Origin of the sequence: Corynebacterium sp. HMSC064E08 (genome assembly GCF_001811805.1) — a bacterium.
GTDB classification, from domain to species: Bacteria; Actinomycetota; Actinomycetes; order Mycobacteriales; family Mycobacteriaceae; genus Corynebacterium; species Corynebacterium jeikeium_D.
The window spans coordinates 200,054-216,779 of the sequence record NZ_KV806702.1; the positions used below are offsets into that span (position 1 = coordinate 200,054).

15 protein-coding genes are annotated in these 16,726 nt (G+C 58.0%); 11 read left to right on the top strand and 4 right to left on the bottom strand.

Annotated elements, in window-relative coordinates; all coding sequences use genetic code 11:
- Positions 1–439: 439 nt before the first annotated feature.
- A complete protein-coding gene (locus tag HMPREF2820_RS09460) occupies positions 440–1,330 on the bottom strand; it encodes a hypothetical protein (RefSeq protein WP_070603816.1) in 891 nt (296 codons plus the stop codon).
- A 606-nt stretch (positions 1,331–1,936) separates the two neighbouring features.
- Between HMPREF2820_RS09460 and ffh the strand changes: the two genes are divergently transcribed.
- The gene (gene ffh / locus HMPREF2820_RS09465; protein WP_048735500.1) at positions 1,937–3,550 is read left to right on the top strand and encodes a signal recognition particle protein; all 1,614 of its coding nucleotides are present in this window, start codon (positions 1,937–1,939) and stop codon (positions 3,548–3,550) included.
- A gap of 16 nt (positions 3,551–3,566) precedes the next feature.
- Here ffh and HMPREF2820_RS09470 read toward each other — a convergent pair whose 3' ends face one another.
- Entirely contained in the window at positions 3,567–5,717 is a 2,151-nt protein-coding gene (locus HMPREF2820_RS09470; RefSeq protein ID WP_069358774.1) for an acyltransferase family protein, read from the bottom strand.
- 298 nt (positions 5,718–6,015) lie between these two features.
- Between HMPREF2820_RS09470 and rpsP the strand changes: the two genes are divergently transcribed.
- The 4 genes from rpsP to HMPREF2820_RS09490 all read left to right on the top strand — a co-directional run bounded on the left by rpsP (position 6,016) and on the right by HMPREF2820_RS09490 (position 8,668).
- A complete protein-coding gene (rpsP, locus tag HMPREF2820_RS09475) occupies positions 6,016–6,498 on the top strand; it encodes a 30S ribosomal protein S16 (RefSeq protein ID WP_038628648.1) in 483 nt (160 codons plus the stop codon).
- 144 nt (positions 6,499–6,642) lie between these two features.
- Positions 6,643–7,137 carry a ribosome maturation factor RimM gene (gene rimM / locus HMPREF2820_RS09480; protein WP_070652970.1) on the top strand — a complete coding sequence of 165 codons (495 nt, stop codon included), beginning with the start codon at positions 6,643–6,645 and terminating at the stop codon, positions 7,135–7,137.
- Entirely contained in the window at positions 7,134–8,021 is an 888-nt protein-coding gene (trmD, locus tag HMPREF2820_RS09485) for a tRNA (guanosine(37)-N1)-methyltransferase TrmD (RefSeq protein ID WP_069358773.1), read from the top strand. Before rimM ends, trmD begins: the two co-directional genes overlap by 4 nt.
- Entirely contained in the window at positions 8,021–8,668 is a 648-nt protein-coding gene (locus tag HMPREF2820_RS09490) for a phosphatase PAP2 family protein (protein ID WP_070546686.1), read from the top strand. The genes trmD and HMPREF2820_RS09490 overlap by 1 nt, the downstream gene beginning before the upstream one ends.
- Here the strand turns inward: HMPREF2820_RS09490 and HMPREF2820_RS09495 are convergent.
- The gene (locus tag HMPREF2820_RS09495) at positions 8,628–9,122 is read right to left on the bottom strand and encodes a DUF1877 family protein (protein ID WP_016422552.1); all 495 of its coding nucleotides are present in this window, start codon (positions 9,120–9,122) and stop codon (positions 8,628–8,630) included. The genes HMPREF2820_RS09490 and HMPREF2820_RS09495 overlap by 41 nt on opposite strands.
- An 82-nt stretch (positions 9,123–9,204) precedes the next feature.
- Between HMPREF2820_RS09495 and HMPREF2820_RS09500 the strand changes: the two genes are divergently transcribed.
- Positions 9,205–11,520: a Tex family protein gene (locus tag HMPREF2820_RS09500; protein WP_070546684.1), complete on the top strand. Its 2,316-nt coding sequence runs from the start codon at positions 9,205–9,207 to the stop codon at positions 11,518–11,520.
- A gap of 38 nt (positions 11,521–11,558) precedes the next feature.
- On the opposite strand, the gene HMPREF2820_RS09505 is transcribed toward HMPREF2820_RS09500, so the two are convergent.
- Positions 11,559–12,542, bottom strand: coding sequence for a DUF1648 domain-containing protein (locus HMPREF2820_RS09505; RefSeq protein WP_048735516.1), 984 nt, complete (start codon positions 12,540–12,542; stop codon positions 11,559–11,561).
- Positions 12,543–12,884: 342 nt separating this feature from the next.
- Between HMPREF2820_RS09505 and HMPREF2820_RS09510 the strand changes: the two genes are divergently transcribed.
- From HMPREF2820_RS09510 to HMPREF2820_RS09530, 5 genes are all read left to right on the top strand, one after another.
- Positions 12,885–14,294, top strand: coding sequence for an HNH endonuclease signature motif containing protein (locus HMPREF2820_RS09510; protein ID WP_070603819.1), 1,410 nt, complete (start codon positions 12,885–12,887; stop codon positions 14,292–14,294).
- A gap of 139 nt (positions 14,295–14,433) precedes the next feature.
- Positions 14,434–14,775, top strand: coding sequence for a 50S ribosomal protein L19 (gene rplS, locus HMPREF2820_RS09515; protein ID WP_048761860.1), 342 nt, complete (start codon positions 14,434–14,436; stop codon positions 14,773–14,775).
- A 74-nt stretch (positions 14,776–14,849) separates the two neighbouring features.
- Positions 14,850–15,647, top strand: coding sequence for a signal peptidase I (gene lepB / locus HMPREF2820_RS09520; protein WP_049189674.1), 798 nt, complete (start codon positions 14,850–14,852; stop codon positions 15,645–15,647).
- Positions 15,622–16,326, top strand: a complete 705-nt coding sequence (locus HMPREF2820_RS09525) for a ribonuclease HII (protein ID WP_246822260.1) — start codon at positions 15,622–15,624, stop codon at positions 16,324–16,326. Before lepB ends, HMPREF2820_RS09525 begins: the two co-directional genes overlap by 26 nt.
- Before the next feature lie 54 nt (positions 16,327–16,380).
- On the top strand, positions 16,381–16,683 hold the full coding sequence (locus HMPREF2820_RS09530) for a DUF2469 domain-containing protein (protein ID WP_005509529.1): 303 nt from the start codon (positions 16,381–16,383) through the stop codon (positions 16,681–16,683).
- The last annotated feature ends 43 nt before the right edge of the window (positions 16,684–16,726 follow it).

The following is a 16,726-nucleotide window of genomic DNA, read 5'->3' on the forward strand; positions in this document are numbered from 1 at the left end:
GGCTTAAGGGGGGGGGAAACACTGTTCACACTTTTGATTCTAATAACTAATTACAGTCTTTGGTGACGTGAGCTTGGGGAGGGGGTAAATCGAAATTGTTGACTCGTCCAAGTCCCAGTAAGGGAAAGCGGGAACTTATATTTACAACGCTGAGTGTGTACACCCGTTGTGGTTGGAGCATCTTTAGAACTCGTCACTGTTCACTCGGCGGGGAGGCTTTTCTGTCTTCGCTAGCGAAGCTTGGCATCTGATCGTGTCGGGGTGGCGAGAGGCGGGTGGGGGCGTAGAGGTTTGGTAAAAAAACGGTACCTGTGGGTTTTATGCTTCGAGCTCTAGACGTTATGACTTTTCGGAGGTGTGACGCACAAAAATGCTCCCGATGCTGAATTGGCATCAGGAGCATTTTATGCTTCGTTAGCGGGGTAGAACCCTAAGCTTCTTAGCGGTTCTTGCGGGCGATGCGGGTAGCGGCGACACCGCCGACCAGGAGAACCAGAGCGGCTCCACCCAGGGTGGTGGCGTCAACGCCAGTGGCTGCCAGGCCAGTGCTCTGAGTCGAAGAAGCCTTCTTGGACTCCGAGGTATTGTGCTCAGACTTCTTGGAGTCCGAAACCTTCTTTACATTCTCGGAAGAGGTCGTCTTCTTGGACTCGGAAGCCTTCTTCTCAGCCTTTTCCTTGGCCTTCTTCTCTTCCTTCGTGCACTTGTTTTCGTTCTTGCACTCAGCAGAGATCTTGATGTCAACGTTTACCTTGACATCCTTGCCGTCCTTGCCTGGCTTACCGTCCTTGCCGTCCTTGCCGTCCTTACCCGGCTTACCCGGCTTCTCGTCGTCCTTGCCTGGCTTGTCAGCGTCCGGCTTGTCCGTGCCTGGTTTGTCAGTGTCCGGCTTCGCCTCGTCCTTGACGCAGACACCGAAGACGTTCGGGTTGCCTGGGACTGGCTTGCTCATGTCGAAGTGCTCGCCCTCCGGGCACTGCTTATCAGAAATGCCTGGGTTTCCCAGGTCGCCCGGCTGGGACTCATTGTCGCCCGGTGTTTCGGGCTTAGGGGCTTCCTGGTCCGCGACGCACTGGAAGGTTCCGCCGACGTTCTCAAAGTGCTGGCCGTCTGGGCACTTGTCAGGCATTGGGGCCGGAATTCCGTCAGTGGAATCCTGCTCAGGCTGGTCTGCGACGCACTGGAAAGTGTCTCCGACGTTCTCAAAGTGCTGGCCGGCGGGGCACTCGGTCGGCATTGAGTCCGGAATCTGTGCAGTAGCGGTGCCTGCGCTTGCAATCATGCTGGCGGAGAAGGCAGCGGCGGCGATAGCCGTGGTGAACTTCTTCATGAAAACCTCTCAAGGAGTCAAACGGTCAGAGACCAATGAATATGATTTCGCCGTTCATCCCTCGTCGTGCACGGCGGAAAATAAAACCAGGCCAACTGCGGTTAACTAGGTTCATGATTAACCATAAACTGGTTGATATATGAATGGTATTGGAGGTAGTTATAGGAATAACATCAGGTGCGCAGTGGCGTGCTTTGACCTGCTGCAATGCCGCCGGTTTGCTATTTGGCTTACACCATTCCGGGGGGAGGTTCTTACTAAGGGTGCCCTTAGCAAAAGCTAGCCACTGGCGTTATCTTTCTGTTACCTAGCTGGTGGTAGCTGGGTTGGATAAACGTTCTTTATGCAGTAGGGCATTCATATCTGGAGGCTCGTTTAATTGTCACGTTAAAATAACGAACAGTAATCTAACGTCCGTGAGAATAAAAGAGCTTCATCCTATTGCTATTTTTTACTTCCTATTGGTTACACCCGAATCGGGGCATTTAGGGTGGGTGGGCTGCAATCGTTGTCGATAGGCGAAGCTGTAGATATGTGCCAAATGGAGTATCCAGCGGGTACAGTAGAACAGTTAAGAAAAAACAAGGCAAAAGGGGAGCTGGAAACTTGTTTGAGTCTCTTTCCGATCGTTTGACGGGTGCCCTGCGGGGGCTGGGCGGGAAGGGCCGCCTGACTGAGGCGGATATTAACGCCACCGCCCGCGAGATTCGGCTGGCTCTTCTGGAAGCCGATGTCTCCCTCGAGGTTGTCCGTACCTTCATCAAGCGCATCAAGGAACGCGCTAACGAAATTATTGGCAGCCAGACTGTCAACCCGGCAAACCAGATTATTGAGGTCGTCAATGAGGAACTGATTAACATCCTCGGTGGCGAGACTCGACGGCTGAATATGTCGAAGCAGCCACCAACGGTTATCATGCTGGCCGGTCTGCAGGGCGCTGGTAAGACCACCTTGGCCGGTAAATTGGCCAGGTACCTCACGGATCAGGGGCACACTCCGGTCCTCGTCGCCTGTGACCTGCAGCGTCCGGGCGCGGTGCAGCAGCTGGAAATTGTCGCTGAGCGTGCAGGCGTGCCGTGCTTCGCACCGTTCCCGGGCACCAGCCTCGATTCCACCCATGAGATGGGCACCAGCGAGGACAACCCAGTTGACGCCGCGTTCCGTGGCCTCGCTTATGCTCGCCAGCATCGCCACGATGTGGTGATTATCGATACCGCAGGTCGCCTGGGTATCGATGAGGTTCTGATGAAGCAGGCCCGCGATATTCGCGATGCCATCAACCCGCATGAAGTTCTGTTTGTCATCGACTCCATGATTGGTCAGGACGCGGTAGAGACCGCCAAGGCCTTCCGAGACGGCGTTGACTTCACCGGCGTTGTACTGACCAAGCTCGATGGCGACGCGCGCGGTGGCGCTGCACTGTCTATCCGTGAGGTCACCGGTAAGCCGATTCTGTTCGCCTCCACGGGCGAGAAGTTGGAGGACTTTGACGTCTTCCACCCAGACCGTATGGCCAGCCGCATCCTGGGGATGGGTGACCTAAAGACGTTGGTTGAGGTCGCTTCCAAGGAAATCGATCATGAGCAGGCTGCCAAGTCCGCCCAGAAGATTGGTTCCGGTGAGCTGACTCTCGAGGACTTCCTCGAGCAGATGATGATGGTCCGCAAGATGGGCCCAATCGGCAACATCCTCAAGATGCTCCCCGGCGGCGCGGAAATGTCCAAGGCCGCGGAAATGGTCGACGAAAAGCAGCTTGACCGCATCGAGGCGATTATCCGCGGTATGACTCCGGAAGAGCGCGAGAATCCGAAGATTCTGAATGCTTCACGACGTCGTCGTATCGCCAACGGTTCCGGTGTGTCCGTTTCAGAGGTTAACCAGCTCATCGAGCGTTTCAATGAGGCGCGGAAGATGATGGCGCAGATGGCCGGCCGATTTGGTATGGGCGGTGGTCGCCCATCGAACCGCAAGGCCAAGCGTGGTCGAAAGGGCAAGGGCAAGAATAAGCGCAAGGGCGCTAACCGTGGTCCAACGCCGCCGAAGGCAATGCGCGGTGGCGGAATGCCCGGTATGCCTGGAATGCCAGGTATGCAGGGCATGCCGGGTATGCCTAGCATGGCTGAACTGCAGAAGCTGCAGAAGCAGATGGGTAATCAGCTGCCAGAAGGTATGGAGGACTTTGACCTCAACAATCTCGACTTCGGACAGGGCAAGAAGTAGCGGGGACTAGAAGTAGCTAGTCCCGCAGAGCCTTCTGAATCTGGCGGTCCATTTCAGGACTGAAAGTGGCCGCTAGTTCATCGGTGATGTGATTGCTGTCGCGGTAGACGTAGATATTGCCAATAACTTTACGGCAGGTGGTCGGACCGCAGAAGATGTCGGAGAAATCTAGACTGTGCCCGTTGGGGAAGTTCGCAAGAATCTCCTCAGCGGGATTTTCTGCATTTAGGGCAGTTTTGCGGTGGATAGTGCAGTCTTCTTCCGCTTCTTCGCATACGCTGGGGGAGAATTGGTCCAAGTCCTCCCGTAGCGCCCATGGGTTATCGCGGATGGCGAAGAAATCAATTCCGCGTTCTTGCAGAGCAGCGAAAAACGAAACGTAACCATCCGGTGTGTAGTCGCCGGGCTGCGGTGGGTCCGCCTGGAACAAGGGTCTGGTTGCAGTGGTGAAAACCATCTCTGGCTGAATCTCGTCAATTTTCTGCAGAGCCTCGAAAGTCCAGGCCACGCAGATATCGCCGACTCCGTGGATCGGTTCTAAGGTCGCTGGACAGCCTTGTCGGAGAAGAACCACCACTCGGTACCCGTTGTTTTTGCCGTAGGCATCAATCGGGGCAAACCAATGTTCCATGTGCGAGCCGCCGACGATGACAATCGATTCACTAGCATCTGCATCACCGTAGACACACGGCTGGGTCTCATCGCGCCAACGGCGATTCGGCGGGAAGTATCCGACGTCCTCACCGCCTGTCGCAAGGCAGCCATCGAGGGCAGGTTCCGGCCAAAGGTCCGTGATGAAATCGGTATTCGGCTTTGTGGCTGCCTTGGGGACCTCGTACCCGTCGGTAAGCGCGAGTGCACCTGGATAGACCTCTGGATCTAGGCTGGTGGCGGAGGCGCGATCGACGCGCACCTGTTGCACGTTGACAAGGCTGGACATGCCGACCAACGCAATGACGACAACAGTGCCGACTGCCGCTAGACGACGAGCCGGGCGACGATGCTTCATTGCGTGGATTGCATCGCCAACGACGGGCTGAGTCCGGGTCGGTCGGCGAGTCGATTGAGCCAGCGGCAGCTCGACATACTTGTTGGTGAGTTTGGCCAAAATAAAGGAAACGACGATCACTGTGGTGCCAAGTTTCAGCCCCGGAGTATCGCGGTTGAGGTAGTTTATGGCCAGGATGAGAAGAGGCCAGTGCCACAGGTAGAGCGCGTAGGCGCTCTGGCCTACTTCGCGCATTGGGCGGCTGGCCAGGAACTTGGAGATCCAGCCCGCCTCAGGGCCGGCGATAATAATCAGCGCAGCACCACCGAGGGGCCATAGGGTCCAAGGGCCTGGGAACTGCGCGGCGCCGTCGAAGATGAAACCGGTGGAGACTACCAGTGCGAGGCCGATGCTGGCTAACAGCACTCGAAGAGGCTTGGGCATGGGGATGGAGCCCCGGACAAGAATCAGTCCGAGTAGTGCGCCGAGGCAGAGCTCCCAGAGGCGGCTGACAGTGGAGTAGTAGTTCCAGCCCTGGTTTTCGGAGTGCATATAGAAGGCATAGGCAAGCGAGCCGAGAGTGATAACTGCCAGCAAAGGGGTGAGGATTCGGCGGAGTTTACCGCCGGTAGCGTCGGTGCGCTTCGCCTCCACCGGTGAGGTGACCGCGCCGACAATCTGGGGTGAGCGCGTCATCCAGGCGAGTAGGGAGATGAGCAAAATGGAGCCGAGATAAAACTGGCCCTGCACCGACATTGACCACAGGTGCTGCAGTGGGGAAGTTTCGCTCTCTGCGGCAGCGTAGTCCGAGCCCTGGAGTGCCAGTTCATAATTTTGGTAGTAGAGCAGGCTGGCGCGGAGTTGCTGGGCAATGTCGATGGTGCGAAGCGATGGAATGAAGTAAATGACAAACAGGGTTGTCGCGAAGAGGGCCAGCACCAGTGTCGGGATTAGGCGACGCAGCGTGCGCCAGATACTCCACCACGGATTGATGGACTGCCTGGGGTTGATGGCATTGCGGTACTGCGCGCCGAAGAAGAAAAACCCGGAGAGCAAGAGGAATACGTCCACACCACCGGAAACGCGGCCGACGTAAACGTGGAAAAGGACTACGAGGGCAATCGAAATGCCCCGTAGTCCGTCCAAGTCATACCTATATTGGGTGCCGGTGGTTTTCATAGAATGTTACGTTACCGCACTGTCAACGACGTTCAGCATTAGTGGGTATGCAGCGTTTCGAGTGCGCAGTTTTGTTAATTTCCAAAAACTGCTGGTAACATACCTCGAGTTGTCTCAATGAGAATCCTCAGCTGAGGCACGACTGCGAATTCATCGGATCCGGCCACGGCCGCCCGGTGGTCACGCGCAGTGTAAATATCCCAAGGGCAAAACCGGTCCGAGGCACTTCGTTAGTAATTACTCGTGAGCTCGGATGCATAAGTATTGTCCAGTGACATAGAAGAAAGAGGAACTCCTCATGGCAGTCAAGATTAAGCTGCAGCGCCTGGGTAAGATTCGTACTGCTCAGTACCGCGTCGTCGTTGCTGATGCTCGTACCCGTCGCAACGGTGCGGTCATTGAGAACCTGGGCATCTACCAGCCGAAGGAAGAGCCGTCGATCATCAAGATTGACTCCGAGCGCGTTCAGTACTGGCTGGGCGTCGGTGCACAGCCGACCGAGCCGGTTCTGGCTCTGCTGAAGGTCACCGGCGACTGGCAGAAGTTCAAGGGCCTCGAGGGTGCAGAGGGCACTCTGAAGGTTGCTGAGCCGAAGCCGACCAAGCTCGAGCTGTTCAACAAGGCTCTGGAAGAGGCCAACAATGGCCCGTCCGCTGAGGCCATCACCGCTAAGCGCCGCGAGGCCAAGGAAGCAGCTAAGGCTGCTAAGGAAGCTGAGGAGGCCGCAAAGGCTGCCGAGGCTGAGGCTGCTGAGTCCGAGGCTTCCGAGGACGCCGAGTAATAAGGACGCTGAGTACGCCGCTTAGCTAATCCGGGCGCTACCTTATACTTCAAGACGAAGTGTTGGGTGGCGCCTTTTTGCTTTACGCGGGGTGTTTTACAGAGCCTTTATAAGAGAGGGAGTGTGCGCGTGTCGGTAGCTGACATGGTGCTTATTGGCCGAGTGATCAAGCCCCACGGTGTGCGCGGGGAAGTCGTCGTCGATGCGACAACGGATGACCCGGAAGGGCGTTTCGCAGTCGGGGCCACGCTGTTGGGTGTACAGGCCGGCCGTGAGGAACAGCTGACTGTGAAAACGGCACGCCCGCACCAGGGGCGTTTGCTGATTCGCTTCGAGGAGATTCCGGGCCGCAATGAGGCCGAGCGTCATCGGGGTATGAAGTTTTATGCCGAGCCCGTCTTCGAAGACGAGGACTTTTATGACTTTGAACTTGAAGGCCTGCGCGTAGTCCATAACGGCACCGATATAGGCGAGGTCACTTCTATCGTCCGCGCGCCCGCTCATCGTCTCCTTGAAGTCACGCTTGACGACGGGGCCCGGGAGGTACTCATCCCTCTGGTAGAGGAAATCGTTCCGGAAGTTGACCTTGAGAATTCTACTGTCACCATCACCCCGCCGGAAGGACTGTTGGAGCTGTGAGCTTACGTCTCGATGTAGTCACAATCTTCCCGGAGTACCTCGAGCCACTGCGTCATGCGTTGCTGGGCAAGGCAATTGAGCAGGGCATTTTGAGCGTCGGCGTACACAACCTGCGCGACTGGGCGCCAGGTGTACACCAGGCCGTGGATGACTCACCCTACGGCGGTGGCCCCGGCATGGTTATGAAGCCGGATGTCTGGGGTCCCGCCCTCGACGAGGTAGCGGCGCTGAAAGCGGAGCAGTCGCTCACGTCCGCGGTGCCACATTTGGACAATGTCCGCCATGATCAGAAATTGGGTTTGGCCGAGGAATCTTCCTATGCTGCAGCGGAAGTGCCGTCGTTAAGCGAAGAAGATTCAGCGAAGCCCCTGCTGATCGTCCCGACCCCGGCGGGCGAGCCGTTTACGCAGCAGATGGCGCAGGAGTTCTCACACGAGGAGCACATTGTGTTCGCGTGCGGGCGCTACGAGGGCATTGACCAGCGAGTTATTGATGATGCCGCTAATCGTTACCGCGTGCGTGAGGTCTCTATTGGGGACTATGTGCTGATCGGCGGGGAAGTGGCGGTGCTGGTGATTGCGGAGTCCGTCGTGCGGTTGATCCCGGGTGTGTTGGGCAATCGCAAAAGCCACGAGGAGGACTCTTTCTCTGACGGTCTGCTCGAAGGGCCGTCCTACACCAAGCCGCGCGAGTGGCGTGGACTGGCAGTGCCGGACGTTCTCCTCAGCGGCAATCACGCGCTGGTGGACCGTTGGCGGCGCGACCAGTCACTCATCCGCACGGCCGAACGTCGTCCCGATTTGCTTGCCGACGTCGACCTCAGCGCCCGTGACCGGGAAATAATCCAAGGAGTCATTGGGGAAGTAACCGAGGAGAACTGCTAGTGGCACGTGTTCGAATTGCGCGACCCCGGCATGTCATTGGTTGGTTAGCTGTCCTAGGTGCACTGGCGTGGTTCACTCAGACGCAGCTGGCGGGGAGCGTGGATCAGTCGTTTGCGGGCTGGGTCAGTGACCTGCATGGGGCGCGGGATGGCCGCGTCGATAGTTTGATGCTGGCTTTGAGCGAGATTATCCGGCCGATTTACATCGCGCCGGTCACGCTTGTTGCTGCGGCACTCCTGTGGTTCCGCTTCCGTGCGTGGGCGTTGCTACTGCCGGCGTCATTCGGTTCGTCGATTGCGGTGACTTATGCCATGAAGTGGTTTTTGGACCGCGACCGACCGGGTGAGGAGTTCTCGCTGGTCAACCTACATGACGCGGCGTTTCCTTCTGCACATGTGGCAGCGGTTACTTCCAGCGGTATGGCCGCGATGCAGCTTGCCATCCCCGTATTGCGCCGCACAGCCCGCAAGCTGCTCGACCTGGCCATCATCGCGCTTATCGGCGCTGTGGCACTGTCGCGCGTGTGGGTCGGGGCGCACTGGCTTACCGATGTTATCGGCGGCCTCATCGCCGGAGTTATCGGCTTAGCAGTTGCGCTGCTAGTTCTTAGGAGATGGCCACGAGCACGGCGCTACGCGCTGCCTTAGTCTCCTCGTAGAAGGCCACGAGTTCGCGGTACCGCTGTGTCGCAGTGGCTTCGTCGATAAGCGAACCATTGTCCGTGATGCGGGCGGCAAGATCGATGCTTGCCAGCGTCTGGTGCACGTCGCCGACGCGATCGGCGCGGATGACTGCAGACAGCGGCTTGCGGCAGACGCGGTCGGCGCCGAGGATGGCCTCCGCCAGCGGGTCGCCGAGTGCTTGGCCGTCGATGGGATTGCCGGTCAACGTGCGCAGCAGGGACTCCCAGTCCGTGTCGATGTCCAGGGCGTCTTCGTCCGGAACGTCGACGAAGTGCTGCAGGATAATCTTCTCCGCGCCGTCGTTAACAAGCCCCGCCGTGCCGCCGTCGCTGGTTGCCGCAGGTGCTGCGACCTCAACTAACCGCGCTGCCTCCTCGTCGGAGATGCGCAGGTATTCGGCACAGAGTTTCTGCTTCATGGGGCTCCTTTTCCGGTGTTTACTGCGAGCCTTCTGTGGGGCGTTCGCCAATTGGTACTTCCACGATAGTAAAGTTGCCCGGGTGATTTCATCAGTAATTGCCCGAGAACTCGCCGCCACTGGTGCGGACGTTGCCGAAAGTGCCGTCGCCGCCGCTATCAAGCTTCTCGACGAAGGCAACACCGTGCCTTTCATCGCCCGCTATCGCAAGGAAGTAACCGGCGGACTCGATGACACACAGCTGCGTTTCATCGAGGAACGCGTCGTCTACCTGCGCGAACTAGAAGAGCGCAAGCAAACGATTCTCGCCGCTATCGAAGAGCAGGGAAAGCTTAACGACGATCTCAAGGCCGCCATCCTCGCCTGCGATACCAAGGCACGGCTGGAGGATCTCTACCTGCCGTACAAGAAGAAGCGCAAGACCAAGGCCGATATTGCGCGTGAGGCCGGGTACGAACCGCTGGTGGAGGAGCTACTGGCCGACCCCGCCGCGGACCCCGAGACTCTAGCCACTAAGTACGGCGAGGCAGCTGGCAAGGATGCGAAGGACGCTCTGACCGGTGCCCGTGCCATTTTGGTCGATCGCTTCGCTACCGATGCTGATTTGGTTGGCTCTGTCCGTGAGCAGGTGTGGTCCTCCGGTTCCGCCGCCGCTGCCGTGGTGGAGGGCAAGGAGACTGCGGGTGCGAAGTACCGTGACTACTTCGAGCACAACGAACCTCTGGACACCATGCCTAGCCACCGTGTACTGGCCGTGCTTCGCGGTGAGGCCGAGGGCATCCTGACTCTTAACATCGATGCGGGTGAGGATGAGACCTACGAACACATGATTCGTGAGGCCTTTGAGCTTCCCGACGGCGGTGCCTCCAAGTGGATTGACCAGGCCGTTCGTTTCGGTTGGCGCACCAAGTTGGAGGTGTCCGCTGCCCTCGATGCCCGCACTCGACTGAAGGAGCGTGCCGAGGCCGAAGCCGTGGATGTCTTCGCCCGTAACCTGCGTGACCTGCTGCTGGCCGCACCGGCTGGCCAGCGCGCCACTCTCGGCCTGGACCCGGGATACCGCAATGGTGTTAAGTGCGCCGTTGTCGACTCCACTGGCAAGGTGCTCGACACTGCCATCGTCTACCCGCACCAGCCGCGCAATGACTGGTCCGGCGCCAAGGAGCAACTGGCCACTCTCTGCGCCACGCACCGCGTGGAGCTCATGGCCATCGGCAACGGCACCGCTTCCCGCGAGACCGAAACCCTGGCCCGCGAAATCGCTGACCTGATAGCTCAGGCCGGTGGCAAGAAGCCGACCCCTGTGGTGGTTTCTGAGGCCGGTGCTTCCGTCTACTCCGCATCGTCCCTGGCAGCAGCTGAGTTCCCGGACATGGATGTATCTCTCCGCGGTGCCGTATCGATTGCCCGCCGCCTGCAGGACCCGCTTGCTGAACTCGTCAAAATCGATCCGAAGTCCATCGGTGTCGGCCAGTACCAGCACGACGTTTCCCAGACCAAGCTCGAGCACTCTCTCGATGCCGTGGTTGAGGATGCCGTCAACGCTGTCGGCGTCGAGGTCAACACCGCCTCCGCGCCGCTGCTCGGTCGCGTTGCTGGCGTGTCCTCGACTGTTGCGGACAACATCGTCGCTTACCGAGACGAAAACGGCGCTTTCACCTCCCGCAAGGAGCTGCTGAAGGTTCCGCGTCTTGGCCCGAAGGCCTTCGAGCAGTGCGCCGGCTTCCTGCGCATCCACGGCGCTAACAACCCGCTGGATGCCTCCGCCGTGCACCCGGAGTCCTACCGCGTCGTCGATGCCATCGCCGCGTCGACCGGCGTTAGTGTCCAGGAGCTCATCGGCAACTCCCGCGTCTTGTCCAAGGTGCGTGCTGCAGACTTCGTCGACGAGTCCGCCGGCATCGGCCTGCCCACCGTCCAGGACATCTTAACCGAGCTGGACAAGCCCGGCCGCGATCCGCGTCCCGAGTTCGTCACCGCCACCTTCAAGGAAGGCGTGGAGAAGGTCTCCGATCTTCAGCCCGGCATGATTCTCGAGGGCACCGTCACCAACGTCGCGGCCTTCGGTGCCTTCGTCGATGTCGGAGTCCACCAGGACGGCCTCGTCCACGTCTCCAACATGGCCCGCGGTTTCGTCTCCGACCCACACGAGGTCGTCCGCTCGGGCGAGGTGGTCAAGGTGAAGGTTCTCGACGTTGACGTCGAACGCAACCGCATCGGTCTATCGCTCAGGCTTGACGACGACGCCTCGGATACCAAGCCAAAGCGTGACGGCGGTCGCGGAGAAGGCCGTGGAGGCGGCCGAAAGCGTGGTTCCCAGAATAAGAAGCGCGGTGGAGCCAACCGTGGTGGAGGCGGCGGTTCCATGGCTGACGCGCTGCGCAGGGCAGGCTTTTAGCGCTTGATCTTTTAGCGCTTGATCTGTTAGCGCATAGCCTATTGGCGCATAGCGTCGATGCGGCTGTTGATCTCACCCGCGACAGCCGCAGCCATTCCATCCGGTACGACGATGGTGTAATCGGACCCCGAGGTCTCAATCTTGACTGCCTCGCCTGACCGTGCCGCCACGGTGATGCGGCCATCATTGCCAAGTCGAAGCCCAATACCGCCACCGTCGGCCCAGTTATAAGTGGCCGGCTTCGCATATTTGATGGTTCGAAGCTCAATGGGGTGTTTCATCTTCAGCGGTCCACAGCCGTTAAAAACGGTAATGGAATCTGTCTTCGGGTCCGTGTCTAGTGTCATGCCGGTTTCATATGCGATGAGGAATAGCGGCGTGCACAGCAGAAAAACAATGCCGAGGCTTGGCAGGAACACTGCGAGCGCTACAGACACCACGCACCAGACTGCGAGGGTGACCTTGACCCCCTTAGAGATGGTCACACTGACATCGATGGGAGTCGGGGCTCCTTCTCGATGGGGCAACTGTGGCGATGTCGGCTCGGTGACCGTGGCGTCGGTAAGCGAGGAGTAGTCCTTGAGGCGGCGCGTCACGAGCAGGGCCGCTACTAGGCCGATGATGACGCCGGCTATTGCATAGATCCAGCCGATTCGGGCGGTCGTAGGGTCCGTCGTGCCGATCTGCGGGATGATAATCGCGAATTCAATGCCGATTAAGAAGCCGCAGAGGGCGAGGTTGGTTATTGCAATTGGCTTGCGCACGACAAGCGGCGTGCTGGTCTTTGCACCGAGCCAACCGATCTGCGCACATGCGATGACGATGATGGCCATAATCAATGTGCTTTGAATTGGCGGCATGAAACCGTTGGGAGTGCCGCTACCGCTCCAATGCGTTGCTAACTGCTCCGGTAGTCGGTCGGAAATGGCAATTACCCACAGAAGCTGTGCAATCGCCAGAACGCACGGGGCGATGATTGTTCCTCGAACAATCCAGGGGTCAAAGCGTGGAATCTGCTGCATGGAGACAATCTAGCAGTTGGGGGGGGGGCTTTGTAGCAACGGTCGGCAGCGGTCGTTATTGGAGTGCTGTATCAGCGTGACGTTGTAGCGAGCGGTTGTAGCGTGCCGTCTTAGTGTGCGCGGAGTTTCGCCAGAAGATGCACCTCGTGACATTTGATAACACGCTCAACAATTCACTCGAATGTACAAGCGACAAAGTTTTATTAAAGGGGTTGCGCAATCGAATGGGTGTGCTAAAATGGAGGCATCAAGAACAAAGTGCTTGAGCTTCTCTTCTTGGCGTTGGGCTAGTGGTATTCACTGGTTATCGACACTGAGCGGGGTTGGGGCTTTGGGGGAACAATGTCTGAAAAAGATAGTCCGGCCAAACAACCGTCCGATGTTTACCAAGCGGCTCTGCTGCCTGAAGCGCCGCAGTTTTTCCACGAGTCATCCACGAACCAGTTGGCGGTGGCGGGTATCCAACGCAATCGCCTGGAACTGGGTATAGCTTGCGGTTGCACGCCGAAGTCGCTTGAGATTGATGTGGATGCATACATTGCTGAAATCGCACCCGAGTTGGGTATTTCCCGCGGTAAGGCGCTCGAGTATGTAGAGGTCGGCATTCAGTTAGCGCGTATGCCCCGGCTGGGTGCCTTTATTAAAGCTCGAGCTCATTTGCCCTTTGCGCATCTGATCACCATTGCTCGCGCGACAGCGCCGCTCCACGATCCAGAGGTGCGTGCAGCTGTTGAAGAAGAAATTGCCCGCTTTGTCATTCCCCGAAAGCATGGCGAGGCACTCCGGGGAGTTCGCAGCCTACATAAATTCCTGCAACGGGTTATCGAAGAAATTGAACCTCAGCTTCGCCCCAAAAACCTTCCGGGTGATGTCGATCCGCTGCTTCCTGCAGGAGAACGCGAAATAGTAGGAGAGAGTATCGGTTTTGAAGAGAGCGACAACTTCGCGGAAGTTTTTATGGAGCTGGAAAAGACCCGCGCTCTCGAATTCAAAACCACCCTCGAGTCCATCTCCAGCTCAGCTGGCTGCACTCGAGTCGAAGCTTTGACACACCTCATCCGCGGCACCGCCGAGGCAAAAATCGTACTCAACCTATACTGTCCTGCCACAGAGGAGCGTCCCCGCACCGCCTGGCTTGGCGGCGTTGGCTGGATCTCGCAGTTAGCTACGCAGGCGTGGATTGATAAGGTCACGCATATTCGTATGCTTGCCGACGAAACCGCGGAGGGCTACGCCCCAACCGAAAGTCAGAGAGCCTTCGTTAAAGGTCGGGACGGAACGTGTCGCTTTCCGGGGTGTGATGTACCCGCGGAGCTCTGCGACATTGACCATATTGAGCCGTACGACAAAGAGCACCCAGAGGAGGGCGGGGCAACAGAAACGCCGAACCTCCACTGCCTCTGCCGCCGGCACCACAACATGAAAACAGCTGGTCTGTGGAATGTTGCACGTGATCGGGATGGGGTGGAACTGTGGACGTCGTCAAGCACGGGCAAAAAGGCGGTGAGCCTGGAAGACGGGCCGCTTGCCGGGCACGGGCGCTACACTTTCGACAAACGGGGACTGCGGATGACGCAGGCGCTGGCAGAATATAACGAGTATCGCCAGGAGCTGATAGAGCAATCACGGAAGCTGGTCGAGGAAGCGCGCAGGGGAGAAGACACCGATACTCCCAACCCGCAAGACCCCCAAGACTCGGAAGCTCCCCAAGACCCGCAAGACCCGCCGAACATGGATGAGTTTGGTTTCTGACCAGGGGGTGTGTAATAATTTCCAGGTTGTCTTTATAGGCAGCTTTACCTGTTTCGGGCATGAACCGGCCGAGCGTCCCTCTGTGGGAAAGCGCCGCCAGGGTCCTCTGTCTATGCAAAAAGTAAAGGAATAAGTTTCCATGAACATTCTTGACAAGGTTGATGCAGCATACCTGCGCGACGACATTCCGGAGTTCCGCGCTGGTGACACCGTCGAGGTCGACGTAAAGATTGTCGAGGGTAAGACCGAGCGTATTCAGGTCTTCAAGGGCGTCGTTATCCGTCGTCAGGGCGGCGGCGTCCGCGAGACCTTCACCGTCCGCAAGGTATCCTTCGGTATCGCTGTTGAGCGTACCTTCCCGGTGCACTCCCCGAACATCGACGAGATTCGCGTTGTCTTCAAGGGCGACGTTCGCCGTGCGAAGCTGTACTACCTGCGCAACCTGCGCGGTAAGGCTGCACGCATCAAGGAGCGCCGCTAGTCTTTTGGCGCAAAATAATCCCCATCGAGTGTTGAGCTCGGTGGGGATTTTTCTATCGCGTATAGTCTTTTCCCATGACCGACGACGATTCTCGCGAACAGACTGACGGCCAAAAAGAAGACCGTACTGAAGGCTTGAAAGGCTTCCGGAAACTTGACGAGGAGCCTGAAAAGCACACTCCGTGGTACATCGAGATTCCAATCATTATCGTGATTGCCCTGCTCATCAGTGCCGGTGTGCAGTCCTTTATCGGCCGCGTCTACGTGATTCCATCCGAGTCGATGCAGCCGACGCTCAACGGATGTGTCGGGTGCACCGGTGACCGCATTTGGGTGGATAAGGTTTCCTACCAGTTCTCAGATCCCAAGCCCGGCGATGTTGTCGTCTTTAATGGCCCGGAGTCCTGGAATAGTAACTACGTGTCACAGCGTTCAACCAACCCAGTGGCGAACTCGCTGCAGACGGTTGGTTCCTGGATTGGCCTTGTCGCCCCTGATGAAAATGCGTTGGTCAAGCGTGTGATTGCCACGGGTGGGCAGACTGTGCAGTGTCGCCCAGGAGATCCCGGCATCATGGTTGACGGCAAGATGACAGACCAGGATTTCATTAAAACTCCGGCAGACAAGCCGGTGGTGGATAATCTTGGCTCAGAGCAGTGTGGTGGCCCGTACTTCGGGCCGGTAACAGTGCCGGAGGGGAATCTGTGGGTCATGGGTGATAACCGCACCAACTCTGCGGACTCTCGCTATCACATGGGCGACGAGCTGCAGGGTACTGTGCCGCTGGATAACGTCGTCGGCAAGGTGCAGGCAATCATCCTGCCGTTTAACCGCATCGGTGGCGTCGATGATCCGGACATCCAGCACAACTAGGCAGCACAGTCTGCTCACGCCGCCGGCGCCGAAACTGCGGAGGCTGAAGCAGTCGCGCACGATAGAGGTCGCGCTGGCAAAGCGCGGCTTTGGACCTGTAGCCGGGGTCGACGAGGCTGGTCGCGGCGCCTGTGCAGGCCCGATAGTTATCGCCGCCTGCTGCCTTCCAGAACGCCCTATCGCAGAGCTGGATAAGCTCACCGATTCTAAAAAGCTCACGCCGGCCGCACGTGAACGGCTCTTTCCGCTCATCCAACGCTTCGCCACCTCTTTTTGCGTGACGACGATTCCCGCGTCCTACATCGACCAATTCGGCATTCAGGACGCGAATGTCACTGGAATGCGCCGCGCGGTAGCCGGGTTGGGACAGCGTCCTGGCTATGTGCTTACCGACGCACTCAAAGTGTCTGGCTTCACGGCACCCTATTTGCCCGTGATTGGTGGTGATTCCGCTTGCCGATGTATTGCTGCTGCGAGTGTCTTAGCCAAAGTCACCCGCGACCGCATTATGGTTGACCTATCGGAGAAGTATCCGGATTATGGTCTGGCGGGGCATAAGGGCTACGGCACGTCATCGCATATGGAAGCGATTTCACGCCATGGCGCAACCCCGGAGCATCGGTGGTCATACCGCAATGTGCGCTTGGCACACACGGAGTATCTTGAGCACCCCGAATAGACCAACATGTACAAAAAGAGCAACATGTAAACACTCGAAGGAGCCGTCGCGGTCGTGAGCGCAGAAGATCTAGAAAACTACGAGGCCGACGTTGAACTATCCCTGTACAAGGAGTTCCGCGATGTCGTTAGTCAGTTTTCGTACGTTGTTGAGACGGAGCGCAGGTTCTACCTTGCTAATGCTGTGGAGCTGATTCCGCACAACAGCGAAAACGAGGTCTATTTCGAGCTGCGGATGTCGGATGCGTGGGTGTGGGATGTCCATCGCCCGGCTCGGTTTGTCCGCTACGTGCGCGTTATCACTTTCAAGGATGTCAATATCGAGGAACTGGATAAGCCGGACTTGCGACTGCCGTAGGTTATCGTCGTCTGTCATCGCATGTTATGGCTAGCTGCTAACA